At 61.3% G+C, this 21,710-nt stretch carries 18 protein-coding genes; 11 read left to right on the top strand and 7 right to left on the bottom strand.

Annotated features, from left to right (window positions below):
• The first annotated feature begins 43 nt into the window (after positions 1 to 43).
• On the top strand, positions 44 to 2,596 hold the full coding sequence (locus CO676_RS09590) for a methyl-accepting chemotaxis protein (protein ID WP_097520599.1): 2,553 nt from the start codon (positions 44 to 46) through the stop codon (positions 2,594 to 2,596).
• Positions 2,597 to 2,667: 71 nt separating this feature from the next.
• On the opposite strand, the gene moaA is transcribed toward CO676_RS09590, so the two are convergent.
• Complete coding sequence (moaA, locus tag CO676_RS09595; protein WP_097520601.1) at positions 2,668 to 3,717, bottom strand: GTP 3',8-cyclase MoaA; 1,050 nt, start codon at positions 3,715 to 3,717, stop codon at positions 2,668 to 2,670.
• A 262-nt stretch (positions 3,718 to 3,979) separates the two neighbouring features.
• Between moaA and CO676_RS09600 the strand changes: the two genes are divergently transcribed.
• Complete coding sequence (locus CO676_RS09600) at positions 3,980 to 4,354, top strand: DUF971 domain-containing protein (RefSeq protein WP_014764811.1); 375 nt, start codon at positions 3,980 to 3,982, stop codon at positions 4,352 to 4,354.
• A gap of 14 nt (positions 4,355 to 4,368) precedes the next feature.
• Here CO676_RS09600 and CO676_RS09605 read toward each other — a convergent pair whose 3' ends face one another.
• On the bottom strand, positions 4,369 to 4,854 hold the full coding sequence (locus CO676_RS09605; protein ID WP_014764810.1) for a MarR family transcriptional regulator: 486 nt from the start codon (positions 4,852 to 4,854) through the stop codon (positions 4,369 to 4,371).
• Between the two features lie 47 nt (positions 4,855 to 4,901).
• On the opposite strand from CO676_RS09605, the gene CO676_RS09610 reads away from it, so the two are divergent.
• Both CO676_RS09610 and CO676_RS09615 read left to right on the top strand, forming a co-directional pair.
• Positions 4,902 to 5,819 (top strand): alpha/beta hydrolase, encoded by a 918-nt coding sequence (locus CO676_RS09610; protein ID WP_097520603.1) that lies wholly within the window; start codon positions 4,902 to 4,904, stop codon positions 5,817 to 5,819.
• 91 nt (positions 5,820 to 5,910) lie between these two features.
• Positions 5,911 to 6,519, top strand: coding sequence for a pyridoxamine 5'-phosphate oxidase family protein (locus tag CO676_RS09615; RefSeq protein ID WP_097520605.1), 609 nt, complete (start codon positions 5,911 to 5,913; stop codon positions 6,517 to 6,519).
• Positions 6,520 to 6,571: 52 nt separating this feature from the next.
• Here the strand turns inward: CO676_RS09615 and CO676_RS09620 are convergent, their stop codons facing one another.
• On the bottom strand, positions 6,572 to 7,642 hold the full coding sequence (locus CO676_RS09620) for a GGDEF domain-containing protein (RefSeq protein WP_097520607.1): 1,071 nt from the start codon (positions 7,640 to 7,642) through the stop codon (positions 6,572 to 6,574).
• Between the two features lie 159 nt (positions 7,643 to 7,801).
• Positions 7,802 to 9,193, bottom strand: a complete 1,392-nt coding sequence (fumC, locus tag CO676_RS09625) for a class II fumarate hydratase (RefSeq protein WP_014764806.1) — start codon at positions 9,191 to 9,193, stop codon at positions 7,802 to 7,804.
• Positions 9,194 to 9,702: 509 nt separating this feature from the next.
• Between fumC and CO676_RS09630 the strand changes: the two genes are divergently transcribed.
• Both CO676_RS09630 and CO676_RS09635 read left to right on the top strand, forming a co-directional pair.
• Entirely contained in the window at positions 9,703 to 11,598 is a 1,896-nt protein-coding gene (locus CO676_RS09630) for a murein L,D-transpeptidase (protein ID WP_097520609.1), read from the top strand.
• Between the two features lie 91 nt (positions 11,599 to 11,689).
• Entirely contained in the window at positions 11,690 to 12,097 is a 408-nt protein-coding gene (locus tag CO676_RS09635; RefSeq protein ID WP_097520823.1) for a GFA family protein, read from the top strand.
• A 23-nt stretch (positions 12,098 to 12,120) separates the two neighbouring features.
• Here the strand turns inward: CO676_RS09635 and CO676_RS09640 are convergent, their stop codons facing one another.
• Complete coding sequence (locus CO676_RS09640; protein WP_014764802.1) at positions 12,121 to 12,804, bottom strand: HAD family hydrolase; 684 nt, start codon at positions 12,802 to 12,804, stop codon at positions 12,121 to 12,123.
• Positions 12,805 to 13,022: 218 nt separating this feature from the next.
• Here CO676_RS09640 and rpiA point away from each other — a divergent pair, with 218 nt between their 5' ends.
• The 5 genes from rpiA (at position 13,023) to CO676_RS09665 (ending at position 17,972) form a co-directional block, all read left to right on the top strand.
• Positions 13,023 to 13,718 carry a ribose-5-phosphate isomerase RpiA gene (gene rpiA, locus CO676_RS09645; RefSeq protein ID WP_097520825.1) on the top strand — a complete coding sequence of 232 codons (696 nt, stop codon included), beginning with the start codon at positions 13,023 to 13,025 and terminating at the stop codon, positions 13,716 to 13,718.
• Positions 13,719 to 13,836: 118 nt separating this feature from the next.
• Entirely contained in the window at positions 13,837 to 14,382 is a 546-nt protein-coding gene (locus CO676_RS09650; protein WP_014764800.1) for a DUF2059 domain-containing protein, read from the top strand.
• Positions 14,383 to 14,563: 181 nt separating this feature from the next.
• Positions 14,564 to 15,955: a glutathione-disulfide reductase gene (gor, locus tag CO676_RS09655; RefSeq protein WP_014764799.1), complete on the top strand. Its 1,392-nt coding sequence runs from the start codon at positions 14,564 to 14,566 to the stop codon at positions 15,953 to 15,955.
• A 129-nt stretch (positions 15,956 to 16,084) separates the two neighbouring features.
• Positions 16,085 to 17,458 carry a 3-deoxy-7-phosphoheptulonate synthase class II gene (locus CO676_RS09660; protein ID WP_014764798.1) on the top strand — a complete coding sequence of 458 codons (1,374 nt, stop codon included), beginning with the start codon at positions 16,085 to 16,087 and terminating at the stop codon, positions 17,456 to 17,458.
• A 118-nt stretch (positions 17,459 to 17,576) separates the two neighbouring features.
• Positions 17,577 to 17,972 carry a GFA family protein gene (locus CO676_RS09665; protein WP_014764797.1) on the top strand — a complete coding sequence of 132 codons (396 nt, stop codon included), beginning with the start codon at positions 17,577 to 17,579 and terminating at the stop codon, positions 17,970 to 17,972.
• 88 nt (positions 17,973 to 18,060) lie between these two features.
• On the opposite strand, the gene CO676_RS09670 is transcribed toward CO676_RS09665, so the two are convergent.
• Both CO676_RS09670 and CO676_RS09675 read right to left on the bottom strand, forming a co-directional pair.
• The gene (locus CO676_RS09670; RefSeq protein ID WP_041414453.1) at positions 18,061 to 18,987 is read right to left on the bottom strand and encodes a hypothetical protein; all 927 of its coding nucleotides are present in this window, start codon (positions 18,985 to 18,987) and stop codon (positions 18,061 to 18,063) included.
• 601 nt (positions 18,988 to 19,588) lie between these two features.
• Positions 19,589 to 21,508, bottom strand: a complete 1,920-nt coding sequence (locus CO676_RS09675) for an LTA synthase family protein (RefSeq protein WP_014764795.1) — start codon at positions 21,506 to 21,508, stop codon at positions 19,589 to 19,591.
• Positions 21,509 to 21,710 lie beyond the last annotated feature (202 nt).

Consider the following 21,710-nt stretch of genomic DNA (forward strand, 5'->3'; position numbering starts at 1 on the left):
GCCGCGCGGACATGTCCCTCCATAACAAAAATCGGGGTTCGCGATGTCTGTCATCGATCGTCTTCTGCAGCGCCTGCGCATCGTTACGAAAGTCCTTCTTTTCGTCGTTCCGCTGGTGGCCTTGATCGCCGGGATTGGCCTTGTCGGATTCTTTACGGCCCGTACGCTCAACGGCCACATGACCGTGACGCGCGAAACCATCAACAACCTGTCGGATTTCCAGGCGCTGCGCAGCGCGTTGCAGGACTTCCTGGACAATCCCGGCGAGGACAGCCGCGGCCTGCTTGCCAAGATGATCGACGAGCAGGAAGAGGGCGTGAAAGGCCTGGAGTCTCTGCTGACGCGTGAGGAGGACCGGGCGCAGATCGCTTCCGTCGTCGCCCTCGGCGAAGAGATGCGGGGCCAGGCCGACAAGCTTTGGACAGTCCAGGTCGAACGGGAGACGGTGACGAAATCGCTGGAAACGGCGCTCGCCGAGATGACCAAGAACGGCAATGGCGCCTATAAGCAGATCGACATCCTCCGCAATGAATCGGGCGAGAAGGAAGCCTTCGCCAAGGCCCTGCTCTTCGATGCGGCCGCCTATCAGGGCCTCGCCGAGCGCATCAAGAAGTTCCGCCTGCCGGTGACGATGGCCGTCAATCCCGATGCGAAGATCGAACAGGCAAACAAGCTGCTGCCGCACCTGATGAAGCAGATCGGCGAGTCGGAGAGGATTGCCTCCGACAAGGTCAAGAAGCCGATCGGCGAGATCAAGGAGCAGGCCCAGAAGATTCAGGCGATCCTGGCGGCCGCGCAGGACAGCGAGGCCAAGAAGAACGCGCTTGTGCCGATCCTCAGCAAGTTCTCGAAGTACGAGGCCGACTTCGCCAAGGAGGCGGCGAAGAATTCCGATACCGCCGCCAAGCGCTTCGTCGGCATGGACGGAGAAATTTCGACGTTGAAGACGCTGATCGCCTTGATGGACGACACGTTCAAGGGGCTGGCCAGCACCCGACTGCATATCAGCGAGTTGCATCGTCGCCTCGACGTGGCGAGCCGCGAGCCGATCGTCGCCGACATCAACACTGTCCGCGAAACGGCCGGCAAGCTGTCCGAACTCGGCGCCAAGAACGCCGCGCTGCGCGACCTGCCGGCCAAGCTCGGACCGTCGCTAGACAATATCGACAAAGGCACCGGCGCGCTGATCGATGTCGGCGCCCGCTGGCAGACCGCCAAGGCCGAGGCGTCGAGCCTTGTCGCCGCAGCGAGCGGCACGCTGGAGAGCTTCGTCAGTAGCGCCCAGGAAGCGGGCAAGCAGGACAGCCAGCGCTCGGCGACGGTCTCGATCATCGCGATGGTCGCCGGCACTTTGCTTGCGATCATCGGGGGGCTGATGCTCGTCGAAACGCTGCGCGGCCCGCTGAAGCGGGTGACCGAAACCATGACGCGTCTCGCCAATGGCGACCTGGAGGTGGCGATAGAAGGGCGCAATCGCGGCGACGAGATCGGCGACATGGTGCGTTCCGTCGCCGTCTTCCGCGACAATGCCGTGGAAAACGTGCGGCTGGAGCGCGAAGCCCAGGCTGCCCGTACCTTGTCGGCCGAGGAGGAGGCGCGCCGGTCCGAGGAGCGCGCCCGAATCGAAGCCGAGCAGATGCAGGCCCTCAATGCGCTGTCGGACGTCCTTGCCCAGCTTGCCGCCGGCAACCTCGAAGAGGGCATGGCGGAGGATCTGCCGGCCGACTATGTGATGATGGCGCGGACCTACAACAATGCCGTCGACGCTCTGCGCGCCACGCTGATGGATGTCCGCCTCGTCACCGAGGAGATCACCGGTGGCACCGGCAATCTCTCGGCATCGGCCGATGATCTGGCGCGCCGCACCGAGCAACAGGCGGCGGCGCTGGAGGAGAGCTCACGCGCGCTGCGGCAGCTTACCGAAATCGTCCGGACGACCGCCGAAAGTGCCCGCAAGACAACAATTTCGGTCGACGAGACGAACTCCTACGCGCAGCATTCCGGTCAGGTCGTCGCCAAGGCGATCGATGCGATGGCGGAGATCAATCGCTCGTCGGAGAAGATCGGCACGATCATCGGCGTGATCGACGAGATCGCCTTCCAGACCAACCTCCTGGCGCTGAACGCCGGCGTCGAGGCGGCGCGGGCCGGCGAGGCGGGCCGCGGCTTCGCGGTGGTCGCACAGGAAGTCCGTGAACTGGCGCAGCGCTGCGCCGGAGCGGCGCGGGAGATCAAGGGGCTGATCTCGGCAAGCTCCGCCCAGGTGCGAAGCGGCGTCGCGCTGGTACAGGAGACCGGCGATGCCCTGTCGGTCATCAACGATCATATCGCAACCATTCACCAGCTTGTCGCCAATATCGAAGCGGCTGCCGCCGAACAGTATACGGGCCTCAACGAGGTCAATTCTGCCGTTCACGAGGTCGAACTGATCACCCAGCAGAACGCCGCCATGGTCGAGGAGAACACCGCGGAAATCCACGGCCTGCGCCGGCAAGTGGAGGTGCTGAACGAGAAGATCGAGCGGTTCAAGACCGGCACCGGCGGGGCGTCCCCGGATTATGGCCAGCCGCGCTACGGCTCGGGCTACGCGGCCTAAAAACGAATCGTGCAAAAGAGAACCGCCGCTGTGTCGCACAGCGGGGGTTCTCTTTTCACAGGGACGAAACGTCAGCCGCCGGTTACGCTCATGTGGCGGGCCACGGCCGGGCGGTTGTGCTCGCGGTCGATGATGAAATCATGGCCCTTCGGCTTGCGGCCTATCGCTTCGTCGATCACCTGAGAGAGATAGGCGTCGTCATCCGTGGTGCGGAGCGCGGCGCGCAAGTCGGCGGCGTCATTCTGGCCGAGGCACATATAGAGTGTGCCGGTACAGGTGAGACGGACGCGATTGCAACTCTCACAGAAATTGTGGGTCATCGGTGTGATGAGGCCGAGCCGGCCGCCGGTTTCCGACACTTCGACGTAACGAGCCGGGCCGCCGGTACGGTAGGGGATATCCCTGAGCGTGAACTGCGTCTCGAGCCGCTCGCGCATCTCCGAGAGTGGCAGGTAGCGATCGGTACGATCCTCGTCGACCTCGCCCATCGGCATGGTTTCGATCAGCGTCAGGTCCATGCCGCGGCCATGCGCCCAGCGCATCAGGTCGGGAATTTCCGCATCGTTGAAGCCCTTGAGCGCCACCGCGTTGATCTTGACCTTGAGGCCGGCCGCCTGTGCCGCATCGATCCCTTCGATGACCTTCGCCAGTTCGCCCCAGCGGGTGATCTCGCGGAACTTGTCCGGATCGCGCGTATCGAGCGACACGTTGATCCGGCGCACGCCGCAGTCGGCCAGTTCGGCGGCGAACTTCGAGAGCTGCGAGCCATTTGTCGTCAAGGTGAGCTCGTCGAGCCGGCCCGCTTCGATCTCCTTGCCGAGTTCGCGCACGAGGAACATGATGTTCTTACGCACCAGCGGCTCGCCGCCGGTGAGCCTCAGCTTGCGCACTCCCTTGGCGATGAAGGCGGAACAGAGCCGCTGCAGCTCTTCGAGCGTCAGTAGATCCTTCTTCGGCAGAAAGGTCATGTGCTCCGCCATGCAATAGGTGCAGCGGAAATCGCAACGATCGGTAACCGACACGCGCAAATAGGTGACCATGCGGCCAAAGGGGTCGATCATCGGTGCAGTCATCTTGTCGAGCGGTCGTGCGTTGGTCTGGTCTATGGCGGCCGTGTTCAAGTCTTTTCTCCCTGCGCGCTCAATGTCGTGACCAAAAGAGGTCGCGTCAAGGCGCATACTGTCGCAAACTGTTTCAAATATCGGGAAAGACACCTCCGGGAGATTTTCGCCGGTTCAATTATGCTTTACTCAGCGGTGACCCACAGCGCCGTGCGTCTTTTCAGACGCACAAAGGTCGCTGTGGCACTTTGAATTGCTGCATGTTTTTATCCTAAATCGGCTACGAGTTAAGGAAACATGCAGTAGAAACGGAGCGATGACGATGAGTGAATTCTGGCCGACCGAACTGCGTGTCTCGAAGGATCGCAACCGGCTGACCGTGAGCTTCGACGACGGCGCCTCCTTCGATCTCTCGGCGGAAATGTTGCGGGTGCTTTCCCCGTCGGCGGAAGTGCAGGGCCACGGACCAGGCCAACGGGTGACCGTGCCGGGCAAGCGCAATGTGCAGATCATTTCTGTACAGCCGACGGGCAACTATGCGGTCCGCATCGGTTTTGACGATTTCCACGATACCGGTATTTACACCTGGACCTATCTGCGCGAACTCGGCGAGAAGGGCGACGAGCTTTTCGGGGCCTATGAGCGGGAGCTCGCCGAAAAGGGCATGTCCCGCGACAGGTCCGAGAAGCCGCGCTGATCACTCCATCGACATCAGGAAAGCTCGTAATCCTCTTTGAGCAGGGTGGCGATCACCCGCTCCATCGATTCCGCGATCTTCATGCAATCCTCGATCGGAGCACCGCCAAGCGAGCTTTCGATGATCGCAGTCTGAATCTCCATCGCCTCCTCGGTCAGGGTCTGTCCGGCCGGCGTCAGCGATAACCGCAGCACACGTTTGTCCCTTGCGTCACCGCGGCGTTCGATGAGGCCGCGCCGCTCGAGCTGCGGTAGCAGCATGCTCATGTTGGAGCGGCCGACGAGCAGCTTGCGGGCGAGCTCCTGCTGCGTGATGCCGTCGAAGCGGTAAAGGTTGATCAGGATATCGAGATGCGGCGGCTTGACGTCGAGATGGGCCAGCCGGCGCGTCAATGTCTGCTGCATCAGTTGGCAGGCACGCCCGACGGCAATCCAGCTTCGAAAGCGCGGGTGATCCCAGGGGAAGTGGTGATGTTCGGCAGTCACTTGCTTTTTGTTCATCGTTGTACAATTATGTTCATGCTTGAACTTTTAAGGCTCGTTTCACTATGGCATCCTTTGCGACCCAGGTCATCCGTCTCTCGCTGCAGGCCGTTTCGGCGATCTCTCCCGCTGCCGCCGGCGAATTGGCGTTTCGGATATTCTGCCTTACCCCCAACCGGAAGCCGAAGAACGGCAAGGAACGGGCACTGCTGAAAGCAGCGGCGCCGCTGATGGAGCAATCGCGAAAAGTGACGCTCTCTTTCGCGGGCGGTTGGGTTTTTGCCCGTCATTTCGAGCGCCGTGGGAGCGGAAGGGGACCGCGCGTGCTGCTCGCACATGGCTGGGGATCGCGCAGCGATTATCTGGCCGTGCTTATCGATGGCTTGTTGGCGGCGGGCGCCGAGGTGGTCGCGCTCGATTGGCCGGGGCATGGCGCCTCGCCGGGTCGGTCCCTCACCATGCCGCAGGCGGTGAGGGCGATCGATGCCGCCTGGCGTCACTTCGATGGTTTCGATGTCGGCATTGGCCATTCCTTCGGCGGTGCCAGCCTCGCCTGTGCGGCGGGAGGCGTGCTTTGCGACGCGCCCGCGCGCATGCCGGCCAAGCTGGTGTTGATTGGCGCGCCGAGCGAAATGGCCTGGCTCTTCAAGGGCTTCGGCAAGATCATGGGCCTTGCGCCGGTCGCTCAGGCGGCTTTCGAAGGCATGGTCGAGCGCTTGTCGGGCCGCCGCGTGGAGGGCTTTGACGCGGTACGCGTTCTGAGTGCCTTGAGAAAGCCGGTCCTTGTCGTCCATGCCGAAGACGACAAGGAGGTCTCCGCCGATCACGCGCGCCGCTATGGTGCGATCGGGCCGAATGTGGAACTGCATTGGGCGAATGGCCTGGGCCACCGTCGCATCGTTTCCGCGCCTCCGGTCATCGAGAGGATCGTCGCTTTCCTCGGCGAAGATGAACAAGAGGCTCATCTCAGAAAGATCGCATGATGCCGTCATCGGGGCGTCATGCTATTCCCCCAAACGAGCGCACAGCATAGGGCTGCTGGCGTAGGCGCGGATCGCCGGGTCGGAGGGAGAAATGACGATCATCAGGACGGTTGAGGAATTGAAGGCGCTCTACGGTGAAGCGGGCGAGACATCGATCGTCAAGGTCACAAATGCGCTCACGGCCGAATACCGGCAGATGATCGAGGCCTCGCCCTTCGCGGCAATGGCGACCGTCGGCCCGGAAGGGCTGGACTGTTCACCGCGCGGCGACGACCTATCGGTCGTACGGATCGCCGACGACAAGACCGTGTTGATGCCCGATTGGCGGGGCAACAACCGCATCGACTCGCTTATCAATATCGTCCGTGATCCGCGGGTGGCGCTGCTATTCCTCGTTCCCGGCTCGAACACCACGATGCGCATCAACGGGACAGCGGTCGTCAGTGTCGATCCCGCCTTGATCGGCTCCTTCGAGGTCGACGGCAAGCATCCCCGCACGGTTGTCGTCGTCACGATCAACGAAGTGTATTTTCAGTGCGCCAGGGCTTTGCTGCGCTCGCAGCTCTGGAACTCGGAACGCTTCGTCGAACCGACGTCGCTGCCGACCCCCGGGACCCTCCTGAAGGCGGCCAAGGCCGATTTCGACAAGGACACCTACGACGGGGAATGGCCGGGTCGCGCGGCGAAGACGATGTGGTAGCAACCGCTCGTCGTGGACGATGAACCTGGTGCCCATAGATACGCGGCGCTGCTTAGCGGCGATAGATCAACCAGTTCCGTCCGGAATCCTTACGCATGCCGTCCTCGAAGAGGACCGTCCTGTTGCGACCGGAATTCTTGGCCGCGTAGAGCGCTATATCGGCCTTGTGGTAGAGATCGAGTGGATCGTCCGCCGCCGTTGCCATGCAGACGCCGACCGAGAGGGTGATCGGGCCGTAGTTGGCGCCAGTCTTGGAGTTCTTGAACGGCGTGTTTGACAGAACGCTGCGGATGCGGTCGGCGACCTGCAGGCATTCCTCCTGCGTGCTGTCGTTCAGGATGACGGCAAACTCCTCGCCGCCGGTGCGGGCGACGAAGGCGTCGCGCCGGAGATTGGCGCGAATGACGGTGCCGACGGTGGAGAGGATCTTGTCCCCGACCGGGTGGCCGAAGCTGTCATTGACCTTCTTGAAATGGTCGATGTCGACGACGAGCAGACCCGTGTAGTTGCGCAATTGCTCATTGTTGTAGACCGCGGCGAGGGTCTCGTCGAAGGCACGCCGATTGCCGAGCCGCGTCAGTGAATCGGTATTGGCAATGCGCTTGTACTCATCGAGCTCCTGGCGAATCGCTTCCATCTCGAAGGATTTCTGAACGACCGTCTGAACACGCTCCTTGCCCTGGTTCATCGTATCGGCGGTCGCTTCGCTCAAAATGTCGATCGCGTGGCGGAGGATGTCGGCGCTCGCGGCACTCTTGTTGGTGATGTTGAGGTAAGCCTCGTCGAGAACCCTGTTGTAGCTCTCGAGTGCGTATTGTTCGTCCCGCAGGAGAGTGACCAGTTCGGTCAGCTTTTCCGCCAGCGTGCTATGGGCACGCTCGATCCCGCGCGAATGGTGGATATGGCTGAAATAGCGCGATCCGATGGCGTCGAGCTCGTCCTGTGTGGCGCGGCTGCCGAGCGCCGCAAGTTCTTTCGACAGTTGCGGGTTCGAGCCCAGATAGGCCTCGTAGTAAAGCTCGTAATTGCGCGGTATCGGCGCGACGCCCATCATACGCATTGCATGGGTAATCTGCGCAGCGATATCGGGAGTCGGCGTCTTGTTCGAGGTTGCCGTCTGCATATGCCAAGCCCTTAAAATTATTTTCTTAAATGTCTGCTATTTTTTAGGGACAAAAGTTTTGTGGAGTCTTAACGACTGTTTGGGCGCATCCATGCAATTCGAATTAAACTTGCGTGAGGTTGGCCGCGGCGCCGGCGGGCAACCGCGGCCGGTGAGCTATCAGGCGGGGCTGATCATCGTTTCCGGGCGGACGATCGCGTCGAACTCCTCATTCGTCACGTAGCCGCCGCCGACAGCCTCGTCCCGCAGGGTCGTGCCGTTCTTGTGCGCAGTCTTGGCGATCTTGGCGGCATTGTCGTAGCCAATCTTCGGCGCCAGCGCGGTGACGAGCATCAGCGATCGGTCGAGCGCCGCCTTGATGTTGTCTTCGCGCGCCTCGATGCCGACGACGCAATTGTCGGTGAAGGAAATCGCCGCATCGGCGAGAAGCTGGACCGACTGCAGGAAGTTGTAGGCCATCAGCGGATTGTAGACATTCAGCTCGAAATGGCCCTGGCTGCCGGCGAAGGTGAGCGAGGCGTGATTGCCGAAGACCTGGGCGCAGACCTGCGTCAGCGCCTCGCACTGGGTCGGATTGACCTTGCCCGGCATGATCGAGGAGCCCGGTTCGTTCTCCGGCAACGCGAGTTCGCCGAGGCCGGAGCGGGGACCCGAGCCGAGGAAACGGATATCGTTGGCGATCTTGAAGAGGGCGGCGGCCGTCGCATTGATGGCGCCATGGCTGAACACCATCGAATCGTGCGCGGCGAGTGCCTCGAACTTGTTCGGCGCCGAAGTGAAGGCGATGCCGGTGATCGCGGCGATTTCCGCCGCCACCTTCTCGGCGAATCCGATCGGGGCATTGAGGCCGGTGCCGACGGCGGTGCCGCCCTGGGCGAGCTCGCAAAGGCCGGGCAGCGTCATCTCGATGCGCTTGATCGACGAGGCGACCTGTGCCGCATAGCCGGAGAATTCCTGGCCGAGGGTCAGCGGCGTCGCATCCTGGGTATGGGTGCGGCCGATCTTGATGATGTGGTCGAAAGCCTTGACCTTCTCTTCAAGCGCCTTGTGCAGATGCTTGAGCGCGGGCAGCAGATCATGGATCACCCGCTCGGCGCAGGCGATGTGCATGGCCGTCGGGTAAGTGTCGTTCGACGATTGACTCATATTGACGTGGTCGTTCGGGTGCACGGGTTTCTTCGACCCCATGACGCCGCCGAGCAATTCGATCGCCCGGTTGGAAATGACCTCGTTGGCATTCATGTTCGACTGAGTGCCGGAGCCGGTCTGCCAGACGACGAGCGGGAAATGATCGTTGAGCTTGCCGTCGATCACCTCCTGGGCCGCCTTGACGATGGCGTCGCCAATCTTCGGATCGAGGCGCTCGAGCGCCACGTTGGCGCGGGCTGCCGCCTGCTTGACGATGCCGAGCGCCCGGACGATCGCCAGCGGCTGTCTTTCCCAGCCGATCTTGAAATTGCCGAGCGAGCGTTGGGCCTGGGCACCCCAGTAGCGGTCGTTCGCCACTTCGATGGGGCCGAACGTATCTGTTTCCGTGCGCGTCGATGTCATCGTGATACCTGCCTTCGTGATGCGCTTCATCAAGCCGAGGCGAAGATGCCGGTTGTCCGCCGGTTGTCCTCCCCGGTGCCGGGCATCTCTCTGCCCCGACCATGCCGGCTTGTAAAGGGCTGCAGGGGACCTGCAGCGAGCTACAATCGTTTGAATACTGCTGCGATGCGGCAATTGCGGCCAGCGAATGGAAGCATTGCACAACGCCGTCGCCTCACGCGCATTCTTGTGGCGATTCTGTCACAGGCGGCGCCTTCCTTTTTGGCACTCCCAGTGCCGCAGGGAACGCCGAAGCGGAAGCGATTGGTGCAAAGTAGATGCAAATCAGAGGCTTGCGAATCTGCGCGCGACACGCGGGCGAGAGGTTTCAGGGCAGTTGATCAACATCGAGCGCTGGTCGTTTCCTTTTCATTCACCATCCTTTTCTATAAGTCTTCGGGCACGAGGGCGGGCGAGAATCTGGCAGCGGCCGAATTCGGCGGCAACGCGATACGGGGACGTTTATTCTTATGAAAACTATCAGAACGGTAGCGATTGTCGCGCTCATGGGCAGCTGTGCGATTGCAACCATGGATGTGCGGCCTGCCTCGGCGATTACGCTGATGGACTTCATCCGCGGCGGCAGAAAGCGCACCGCGCCTGAACAGGCTTATCCAGGTCAGCCGGGTTACGGCATGATGGCGCCGCAGCGCCTCGAAGACAGGAGCGCGGCAAAGCCGCCGCGGGTTTCCAGTCCCCGCTATTACACCTACAAGCCCGAACAGATGCGCAAGATTGCGACCGATCGGTTGCTCGATCCTGTCGTCACGGGCTCGGTGCAGAACTACGGCCTTCCGCCCATGCTTCGGATTCCGCTTGCTGATGCCCGCCAATTTCTGCCGCAAGTCGAGGTGCGCGCACCGGCCGATGTAGCGAAGGCGGTTGAAGCCTTTTATGCCGGCCGAACCGATTTCGTCTGGATCGACGGCAATGGCCTGAATGCGCGGGCCCGATCCGCTCTCACGGTGCTTGCCGACGCGGCAAGGATCGGGCTCGATCCGCAGGATTATGCCATCGCCGTTCCGGCCGATAACTTCGATCGCGCTGACACAGTGACGCGGGAAAAGGATCTGGTGCGTTTCGAGATCGCCATGTCCGCCGCGGTCCTCACCTATGTTCAGGACACGGTGCGAGGCCGCATCGACCCGAACAAGATATCCGGCTATCACGACTTCAAGCGTAAGAGCGTCGATCTCGTCTCCTTTCTCGATAAAGCCGCAACGAGTGCCGACGTCGCAGCCCTGATCGAAGAGCAGACTCCGAAAAGCCCGCAATTCCTGGTGTTGAAGCAGGAGCTCGAAAGGCTTAGAGCCGAAACGGTCGCCGCTCCGCGCGTCGAGATCGCGCCGGGAACGCTGTTGAAGCCAGGCGACAACAATCCGGAACTTGCCAATATCGTTTCCGGGATCAAGCAGAAGGCCTCCGAGGCGCTGAAGGCCGAGCACGCGGTCGTGCTGGCTGGTTATCAGGGGACGCCCGAATACACGCCCGAATTGGTTTCGCTCGTCGAAGCTTTTCAGAAGGAGCAAGGGCTGAAAGCGGACGGTGTCGTCGGCCAGGCCTCGATCCGCGTGCTGACTGGCGGCGACACGACCTCCAGCAAGATCAACAAGATCGAGATCGCGATGGAGCAGGCCCGCTGGCTGCCAAAAGATCTTGGCAGTCGCTACGTCTTCATCAACCAGCCCGCTTTCATGGCCTACTATACCGACCATGGCGCGGAGCAGTTCTCCATGCGGGTCGTGGTCGGGTCGAAGGCGAACCAGACCTATTTCTTCCAGGACGAGATCCAGACCGTCGAGGTCAATCCCTATTGGGGCGTGCCGCAGTCGATCATCGTCAACGAAATGCTGCCGAAGCTGCGCAGCGATCCGAGCTATCTCGACCGTATGGGTTATCAGGTCGAGGTCGGCGGCCGGGTCGTTCCGTCCTACGCCGTCGACTGGTACGGATCGACGAATTCGGTCGCCGTGCGCCAGCCTCCGAGCAGCGACAACGCGCTTGGCGAGCTGAAGATCCTCTTCCCGAACTCCCATGCGATCTACATGCATGACACGCCGTCGAAGAGCTTCTTCAAGCGCGACCAGCGCGCGCTCAGCCACGGATGCGTCCGTCTTGCCGACCCGCGCCGCATGGCCGCGGCCGTCCTCGGCATCAGCATGGACGATGTCGGCAGAGAGATTGCCCAGGGGCACAACAGGGCTTTGCCGGTGCCTCAGAAAGTGCCGGTCTATGTTTCCTACTTCACCGCATGGCCGAACAAGGATGGCAAGGTCGAGTATTTCAACGACGTCTATGACCGGGACATGTACATGAATCGGGCCTTTGAAGCGACGCGGAAGGTTCGGCAGCAGGCCGAGGGCTGACGGCTGCCATGTGCATCATGCCAACGAAAATAGGGAGGCCCTGCCAAGCGCGGGGCCTTCGCGCATTAAAGCCATGCGATGGGACCATTCGATGCTGAGAACCTATTCGGGCAGCTGCCATTGCGGCGCTATCCGCTTCGAGGCCGATCTGGATATCAGTGCCGGCACCGGCAAGTGCAATTGTTCAATCTGCACGAAGATGCGCCTTTGGTCGGCCCGTGCCAGGCCGAAGGCTTTTCGCCTTATTGCCGGCGAGGAGGAACTAACTGACTTTCAGGGGAGGAATCCGGTCGCGCACCATCTTTTCTGCAAGCGTTGCGGAATCCATCCTTTCGAACGGATCGACATGCCCAACATGACCGGGAGTCCCTATTACAACATCAATGTTGCTTGTCTCCACGCCGTTGACATCAATGAGCTAATCGCGGCGCCGGTGACCTATTATGACGGACTGAACGACAATTGGGGAGCGAGGCCGGCCGAGGTTCGGCACCTTTGAACTCCGCCCCCTAAACCGACGCTTCATTTCTTGTCGCGGCCGAGAAGCGTTCTGACGAGTTCTGGGGTGAGTTCGTCGAAGTGCTTGATGATCCGGTCGGGCGAAAGGCTTTCAATCGGCACATCGGAGTAGCCGAATGGCACGGCGATCGATGGAACCAATGCATTGCGGGCGACGAGGATATCGTTGAGGCTGTCGCCGACCATCACCGCGCGTTCCGCGACGCCGCCGGCATTGGCCACCGTCGAGAGGAGGTGTTCGGCGTGAGGCTTGCGGACGGAGAAGGTGTCACCGCCGGAAACGGCGGCAAAGCGGTCCATCAGGCCGAGCCCGTCGAGCAGACGCTTCGCCAGCATCTCCGGCTTGTTGGTGCAGACGGCAAGCTTGAGGCCTGCGTCCTGCAGGCGGTCGAGCGCCGCTATCAGCCCCGGATAAGGCAGCGATTCGCCCGGCATCGAGCCATGATAGAAGTCCACGAACTCCCTCATCTGCCAGGTCAGTTCCTCCTCGCTGAGCGCTTTGCCGCGCATTGCGAAAGTCCGCTCGATCATAGCGCGGGCGCCATGGCCGACGAGATGGGTGAGATCGGCGTAAGTAACCGGTTCGATACCTGCTTGCGTGACCGCGTGGTTGAGGCTGGCGACGAGGTCCGGGGCGGTGTCGACGAGAGTACCGTCGAGATCGAAGACGACAAGGGGCGGAGACACGGGAACCTCGTTCTATAAAAGCCTATCCGTTCGGGTAGGCGAAGTCCACGGAGAATGCAATGGCGACCTAGGTCGGTAGCGCTGCCGAAATCCGGCGCAAGCCCACGCATTTTGGCTTTTGTTTGCGGCGATGGGCGTGTAAGTGTCTCAGCGGAAATTGGACGGGAGATGGCCGATGGCCGCTCGCCGGCCGGGTCATGAAGGGGAGCGAGTGGCGCATGGACGCCCGCCAGATGAAGATCAAGGCCGCGCAGGCGGCGCTTGATTATGTCGAAAGTGGAATGCGGCTGGGTATTGGCACCGGCTCGACGGCCGAGGAATTCGTCCGGCTGCTGGCCGAGAAAGTCGCCTCCGGCTATCAGATCCAAGGTGTGCCGACCTCCGAGCGGACGGCGCGGCTTTGCCTCGAACTCGGCGTGCCGCTGAAATCGCTCGACGAATTGCCCGAGCTTGATCTGACCATCGACGGTGCCGATGAGCTCGACGGAAAACTGTGCCTGATCAAAGGCGGTGGCGGAGCGCTGCTGCGCGAAAAGATCGTCGCGAGCGCCTCGGAACGGATGATCGTCATTGCCGATGAATCGAAGGTCGTCGACGTTCTTGGTGCCTTCAAGCTGCCGATCGAGGTGAACTCGTTCGGTCAGACAACAACGCGGCTGGCAATCGAGAAAGTTGCCGCGCGTCTTGGCTTGACTGGCGACATCGCGCTGCGCGCCTCGGGCGACGGACCCTTCACGACCGATGGCGGGCACCTCATTCTGGATGCATCTTTTGGCCGTATTCCTGATGCAGAGGCGCTTGCGGCCGAGTTGAATGCGATTCCGGGAGTCGTCGAGCATGGGCTCTTCATCGGGATGGCGTCGCTGGCGATCATCGCCGGTCCGGAGGGGGCGCGCACGCTCACGGCAGGCTGAGGCCAAGCCGATCTGACCTCGCGCCGCGCCCATGGCGCAAAAGTGAAATTCCGCACATGAATGCCAGGCGGCGGCAATTGGCCGGGCGACATGTGCTAACACAGGAGCATTGATAAAAATGAACAAAATCACAGGTTTTGCCCGCGCATTCGCAACCGCAGCCGTTCTTCTTTCGGCGTCCGTGCCGGCCGTAATGGCGCAGGACGTGACGGAAGATCAGATCAAGGCGGCTCGCGCCACCATTGCAGCGCTCGGCGTCACCAACAGCTTCGACAACATTCTGCCGAATCTTGCCGAACGGCTGAAGAACTCGCTCATTCAGGCTTCACCGAACCACCAGGAACTGATTTCGGCGACCGTTGACGAGAAGGCGCTTGGTTTGGCGGCACGCCGCTCGGATCTGGAACGCGAGGCAGCGACGATCTATGCCAAGACCTTTTCGGTCGAGGAACTCAACGCCATCACGGCTTTCTATAGCTCGGGGGCCGGCAAGAAGCTGCTGAACGACGGTCCGATCGCCTCGCGCGAACTCTTGAAGGCGGCCGACATCTGGGCAGCCGGCGTTTCGCGCGACCTCGCCAACGATGCCACCAAGTCGCTCGACGAGAAGATCGGCAGCACCCCTGCCGCAGATGCCGGCACGCAGGCACCCGCCCAGCAGTAAGCTTGCGGCGAGCCTTGGCTCGTCCATTTACGAGGCCCGGAGCGATCCGGGCTTTTCCTTTTCTGCATCGCAATACTATATCAGGGGCGAAAGGCGACTCCGGCTCGTCGTTTCATCGCGAGCCTGACGTTCCGACCAACGGCCTTCCTATCGGTATTCCATTGCTTTCCAGGAGTTCTCCATGAGCGCTTTCGACTATGATCTCTTCGTGATCGGCGGCGGCTCGGCTGGCGTCAGAAGCGGAAGGCTGGCGGCAGCGCTCGGCAAGAAGGTGGCGATCGCCGAGGAATTTCGCTACGGCGGCACCTGCGTGATCCGCGGCTGCGTGCCGAAGAAGCTCTATGTCTATGCCTCCCAATATTCCGAGCATTTCGAGGATGCCGCCGGCTTCGGTTGGAGCGTCGGCGAAAGCCGCTTCGACTGGAAGAAGCTCGTCGCGGCCAAGGAACAGGAGATCTCCCGGCTCGAGGGCCTTTATCGCAAGGGGCTTGCAAGTGCCGGTGCGGAGATCCTGAACACGCGCGCCGAACTCGCCGGAACCAATGCGGTGCGACTGCTCGCGAGCGGCAACACGGTCACTGCGGAGCGCATCCTGATCGCAGTGGGCGGCCATCCCAGCCCGCATGACGCGCTGCCGGGACACGAACTCTGCATCACCTCGAATGAAGCCTTCGACCTGCCGGAGCTTCCGAAATCGATCCTGATCGCCGGCGGCGGCTATATTGCCGTCGAATTCGCCAACATCTTCCACGGCCTCGGCGTCGAAACGACGCTGATTTATCGCGGCAAGGAGATTCTCTCTCGCTTCGACCAGGATCTGAGACGCGGCCTGCATGCGGCGATGGAAGAGAAGGGCATCCGCATCCTCTGCGAGGATATCATCCAGTCGATATCGGCTGGCGCCGATGGCCAGCGGATTGCAAGGACCATGAAGCATGGCGAAATCGCCGTCGATCAGGTGATGCTCGCTCTCGGCCGCGTGCCGAACACGAAGGGCCTCGGGCTCGAGAATGCCGGCGTCAAGATCGACGAGCGCGGCGCCATCATCGTCGACGCTTTCTCACGCACCAGCGCACCGGGAATCTATGCGCTCGGCGACGTCACGGACCGCGTGCAACTGACGCCCGTGGCGATCCATGAGGCGATGTGCTTCATCGAGACGGAATACAAGAACAATCCCACTTCGCCGGATCATGACCTGATCGCCACGGCAGTCTTCTCGCAGCCGGAGATCGGTACGGTGGGAATGAGCGAGGAGGAGGCCGCGCGGAAATATGACGAGTTCGAAGTCTACCGTGCCGAATTCCGCCCGATGAAGGCGACACTTTCGGGGCGCAAGGAAAAGATGATCATGAAGCTCCTCGTCAATGCCGCGGACCGCAAGGTCGTGGGCGCCCATATCCTCGGCCACGACGCCGGCGAAATGGCGCAACTGCTCGGGATCTCGCTGAAGGCAGGATGCACCAAGGACGACTTCGACCGCACCATGGCCGTGCACCCGACGGCGGCGGAGGAGTTGGTGACCATGTATCAGCCGAGCTACCGTGTGAGGAAGGGCGAGCGGGTTGCCTGAACCGCGGTTCCGTTTGGCTCGAAAGCAACCCATGTTTTCTGGTAGAATGACTTTCCAAGCTCCTTGTTAACGTTTATAAGCCCGCATCCGCGACGCGGCCCTGGCTGCGTCAGACAACAGGTGATGGAAATGGCACAGACTTGGACTCCGAACAGCTGGCGGCAAAAACCCATTCAGCAGGTGCCGGACTATCCGGACCTCTCAGCGCTTGAGGCTGTTGAAGGCCGTCTCGCGAAGTTTCCGCCGCTCGTCTTTGCCGGTGAGGCTCGGCGTCTGAAGAGTGCGCTTGCCAACGTGGCCGAGGGCCGCGGTTTCCTGTTGCAGGGCGGTGACTGCGCCGAGAGTTTCGCCGAGCATGGCGCCGACACCATCCGCGACTTCTTCCGCGCTTTCCTGCAGATGGCGGTGGTGCTGACCTTCGGGGCGCAACAGCCGGTCGTCAAAGTCGGCCGTATCGCCGGGCAGTTCGCAAAGCCGCGCTCCTCGGGCGTCGAGAAGCAGGGCGATATTACGCTGCCGAGCTACCGTGGCGACATCATCAACGGCATCGAGTTCACCGAGCAGGCGCGCGTCCCCAATCCGGAGCGGCAGATCATGGCCTATCGCCAGTCCGCCGCAACGCTCAACCTGTTGCGCGCCTTCGCGATGGGCGGTTACGCCAATCTTGAAAACGTGCATCAATGGATGCTCGGCTTCGTCAAGGACAGTCCGCAGGCCGAGCGCTACCGCAAGCTCGCCGACCGGATTTCCGAGACGATGGATTTCATGAAGGCGATCGGCATCACCTCGGAGAACCATCCGAGCCTGCGCGAGACCGATTTCTTCACCAGCCACGAGGCGCTGCTGCTTGGCTTCGAGCAGGCGCTGACACGCGTCGATTCGACCTCCGGCGACTGGTACGCCACCTCCGGCCATATGATCTGGATCGGCGACCGCACCCGCCAGCCCGACCATGCGCATATCGAATATTGCCGCGGCATCAAGAACCCGCTCGGGCTGAAATGCGGTCCGTCGCTGACCGCCGACGGCCTCCTGGAATTGATCGACCTGCTGAACCCGGCCAACGAGGCCGGCCGCCTGACGCTGATCTGCCGCTTCGGTCACGACAAGGTCGCTGAGCACCTGCCGCGTCTGATCCGCGCCGTCGAGCGCGAAGGCAAGAAGGTCGTCTGGTCCTGCGACCCGATGCATGGCAACACGATCACGCTCAACAACTACAAGACCCGGCCTTTCGAGCGGATCCTCTCGGAAGTCGAAAGCTTCTTCCAGATCCACCGTGCCGAGGGCAGCCATCCGGGCGGCATCCACATCGAGATGACCGGTAACGACGTGACCGAGTGCACCGGCGGCGCGCGCGCTCTTTCCGGTGACGATCTCGCCGACCGCTACCATACCCATTGCGATCCGCGCCTCAATGCCGACCAGGCGCTGGAGCTTGCCTTCCTGCTCGCCGAGCGGATGAAGGGTGGGCGCGACGAGAAGAAGATGGTGGTCAACGGCTGAGCGATCGCAACCGCGCCGATGGCTCAATTTTTCTGAACAATCGGCGCGTCTTCTGAATTTGACAGGGCCGGGTCAGCTTTGTGAAGCTGGCCCGGCTTTTTGCTGAAGGGAGAGGGGAATGACGGACATCCACGAGGGCGGCTGCCTTTGCGGCGCGGTGCGGTTCAAAACGCAGGGAAAGCTGAGGGAACTGATTTTCTGCCATTGTTCCCAATGCCGAAAGCAGACAGGCCTCTACTACGCCGCCACGAATGTGCTCGACAACCAGATGGATGTCCAAGGCGCCGACGAGATTACCTGGTACCGATCGAGCAGCGCAGCTCGGCGCGGCTTCTGCCGGCATTGCGGCTCGGCGCTGTTCTGGAAGGCGGACGGACTCGACTATACCTCGATCCTGGCGGGGACATTTGACGGGCCGACAGGGCTGGAGCCCGGCTATCACATCTTCTGCGCCGACAAGGGCGACTTCTATGACATCGGCGACGACCTGCCGCGCTTCGCCGAGTCTCGGTAGCGCGCCTACTGCATGTTTCCTTGAAGCCTAGCCGATTTGAGGATGAAAACTTACAGCGTTCAAAGTGCTACAGCGATCTTTGTGCGTCTCATGAGATGCGCGGCGCTGTTGGGTCAGGGACCGCCACGACGGATTGATCGAAAGCGTCCGCCAGAGCTTCGAACTTGACGGCTTCCCACGCAGCGTATTCCTCGACAAGCCGGCTGCTCAACCAGTAGCGGCCACGCGCTCCATCGTCTCCCTTGCCGATCAAGCCGGCGGCCTCGGCGCGCGCGAACAGGCGGCGAATATGCGTATTCGAGATCAGGTAGCGCTCCGCAAGTCTTGCAAGGCTGACGTCTATCCAGACCTTGCCGTTAACGGCGAGGAGACTTGGGGCGCGCGCCATCAGGTCGTCGAGGATCACCCCGCCAGATTCCGACCAGACGAAGATCGCAACGCCTTCTGAAGGCTGTGTCCATCTTGCGTCCGAGAGCAGCCGTTTTGCGACACGAGGCTGCGCGCGCTCGAATATGGTGGGATCGGCCTCGACGCGTCTCACCCGCGATCCGCCATCCAACAGATCGAGCGTGCTCATCTGCGTCCTGAACCAGAGGCGCATGGCGTTCTCGCTGATCTCCGTCGGCTCGAGTGGACGCGTCCTCTTGGTGCGGCCGCCATTTGCGGGGCGGAGCAGTTTGTAGGCAATGAGTTCCGCAAGGAAGGCCGTTGCCGTGTTCCGGCTGGCAGCGCCCGTTTCGCGCATGATTTTCAGCAATCGCGCTGCCGTTATGCCGGAGTCTGCGTTGTCTCGGTCGCGCTCCAGATGCAAAGCATAGGCGGCTTGCGTGAGCATCCATTTCTGGTGGGCGGCCACCAGGCGGGCGACGCGCGGAAACAGGTCGTTGATGGAAATGAGGGTACGTGCGCCGGCCTGCAAGACCTCAAGGAACCGAGGATTTTGCAACAGAGCATCCACCGTATAGGCGGGTGGAGTCTTCCGTTCGGCATCTTCCGTCCCTGCAAGCCGCTGCATCTGCTGCGCGTGCTCCCGATCTCTCCACGCACCAAACGCATCGCTTACGCCGTGCCCCAGTGCAATCGACATAAGAACTCACCTTGGGCTAAACGCGCAAGTACACCGTTTGGGTTCACGCAAAATTTAGGGGAATTTGCGGGGCCGATGCGACCAGCGGGTGATAGACGGCTGCCAATCGCCGGCACGAATATCGGCTTGACCGATGCCCTCAGGACCCGCGCAGAATGGTGCTTGAAAGCAGACATGACACCGTTTCCGCTGAACTTGCAGTTTAATTCTGAGCATCCATGCGTCTGTACGATGCGCGAAAACCGTTAATACACCGTGTCTATTTGGTATTTTAGCAAATGGTACTCGCGTATGGATTGCGCGTGTTTGGAGAGGCCAACAACCGGGCAGCAGGGCGCGGCAATTCCGCAAAACAAGGGCTCCCGTAAACCGTCGAAGAATTCCGAGAATCTACAGCGGCCGCATCTCGCTTACAGCTCGCATCAGAATGCGCTGATCGGTTTCGCAGTCGGAAATCTATTGAGCAAAGTTCGAAATGAAGATCGGCCCCGGCGGGGGCGCCGGGCCGACAAGTCGCTTCCGCATACGTTCATAAGCCCGCGCTGAAGAGTTCGGCGTGGGACTTGAAGAAGCGCTCGGTGCTATAGCGCTTGCCGAACATCATATCGTGCTGCAGGAAGCGATAGTCGCGCAGGGACGGCGGGATCTTCGGTTGGCGCAGCCAGTTTGCGACCTCCTTGCCGTTCTTGCGGATCAGCATATAGCGGTCGAGAACACGGAAGTGGTCGTGAACCTTGCCGAGGAAGCCCGTGTAGTACGGGTGCTCGTAGCCGGCCTGCTTCAGGATCTCGTAGGAGAGAAAGGCCGGGCTGATGCTGCCGATATCCTTGCGCGCACCGGTCTTGTTCGACCAGACGACGAGCGGCGTTTCGTGCTCCGCCTTCATCTGGTCTTTCGATCCCTTGCGCTCCGCCGTCACGTCCTTCATGTAACCCGTGCTGGTATAGACGGTGTTCAGCGGCGGCAGGTGGTCGCCGAAGAGAACGATGATCGTCTCGCGGTCCCGCTGCTTCGCCCAGTCCATGAGCATTCTCAGACTGTCGTCGGCTTCCTTGATGCCCTGGGCGTAGGTGGCGAGAACCTGGCGGTCGCTTTCCGGCAGATCGCCCTCGACTTTGATCGTGTTCTTCGCGTAGCGATTCGGCTCGTACGGCCCATGGCCCTGCAGCGTCACGGCAAAGAAGAAGAAGGGATCGTCCGTTGCGTCCGCCTGGCGGATGACCTCCTTCGTCAGGGATTCATCCGAGGCGAAAATCCCACGCTTCTGCATCGGCGGCAAGTTCTCCTCCGAGCGGAACGTATCGAAGCCGAAGGCCTTATAGACGGCGGTGCGGTTCCAGAACCACCCCTGGAAGGGATGGATGGCGCGTGAGACATAGCCCTCGCCACGGAAGAAGGTGGCGAGCGACGGGATCGGATTGCGAATATATTGCTGATAGGGAATGCTGCCATAGGGCAGGAATGCGTTCGAAAAGCCTGTCAGCGCTTCGAACTCGACATTTGCCGTCATGCCGCCGAATTCGGGCGAGAAGACATTGCCGCCCTGCAATTCGCGGATCGTCGGCATCGGGTCGGGTGTCAGCTTGACCTTAGGCAGGCGCGTCGGATCCCAGAAGGATTCGCTCATCAGCACGATCACGTCCGGCTTGCCCCGATGCGTGGTTCCGGCGGGAAGCGGCTTTACGGGAATGCGTTCGATGGCATTCGCCATGTAACCGGCCGGGGCGCTCACATTCGCCATCGGCAAATTGATCGCAAAGGCGAGCACAAAGCCGTTGTGCCGGTAGTTCTCGGTCTGGTCCCACATGATCGGGATGACCCGCAATCGGTCGCGGACCCAAGAGAACTGGTTGTAATCCATGATGTTCCAGAAGGCGACGATGAGCGGCAGGGCGAAGGCTACCCGCGCGAGACGCTCTTTGCGCGCCAGCTTCGGAAAGTTCCGCCAGGCGTAGCGCAGCAGCAGCCCGATGACGATGATGGTCGCCAGAATGCCGAGAACGACGCCGACGGCGGTCCATGGCCTGTCCTTCACCAGCACCGGCATCAGTTCCACGATCTGCCGGCCGAACAGAAAATCGGTCGGGTAAAGCGGGTCGGACAGGAAGACCTGCTTCTGCTGGCAGATAAAGGCCGGTACGATGGCGAGCGGCGCTACGAGAAGCGCGCCCTTGTGTTCGCGTCCGAAAAGCGCGTCCAGCGTCAGCATGACGAGGAAGAACGCAGCAACCGTCGTCCAGGCTGGCCGCATCGGATCGATAAAATAGGCGATCGTGTCGGAAGTTGACTGGCGGACGAGGAGCTCGACTGCAAAAACGATCGCCGTCGCGATCAAAAGCGAAAACAGTGCGCTGCGGCCGCCCGCCAGGGTTTTTGCATGTCTAACGGAAAAGCTCGGCCTTTCGACATAGACCTGAGAACCTCTCGCGGCGGAATCGATACTGGCCAAAAACTTCTCCAATTTCATAAATCTTTCGCTCAACTGTCATACGACTGTCATCTTGAACAGGGGATGAATGGCGAAACGGCTATGATGATCCTCAGGTTCCGGCCGCGTCGAAGGGCCGCGGGCCTATTCGTTAAGGGACGGGAACCGCAGGATTTTTCGGATTTTTCCGGCGGCACTGCGATTGGGAGTGGGTTTTTTCCCA

It is taken from the genome of Sinorhizobium sp. BJ1, assembly GCF_002531555.1.
Classification (GTDB): domain Bacteria; phylum Pseudomonadota; class Alphaproteobacteria; order Rhizobiales; family Rhizobiaceae; genus Sinorhizobium; species Sinorhizobium fredii_B.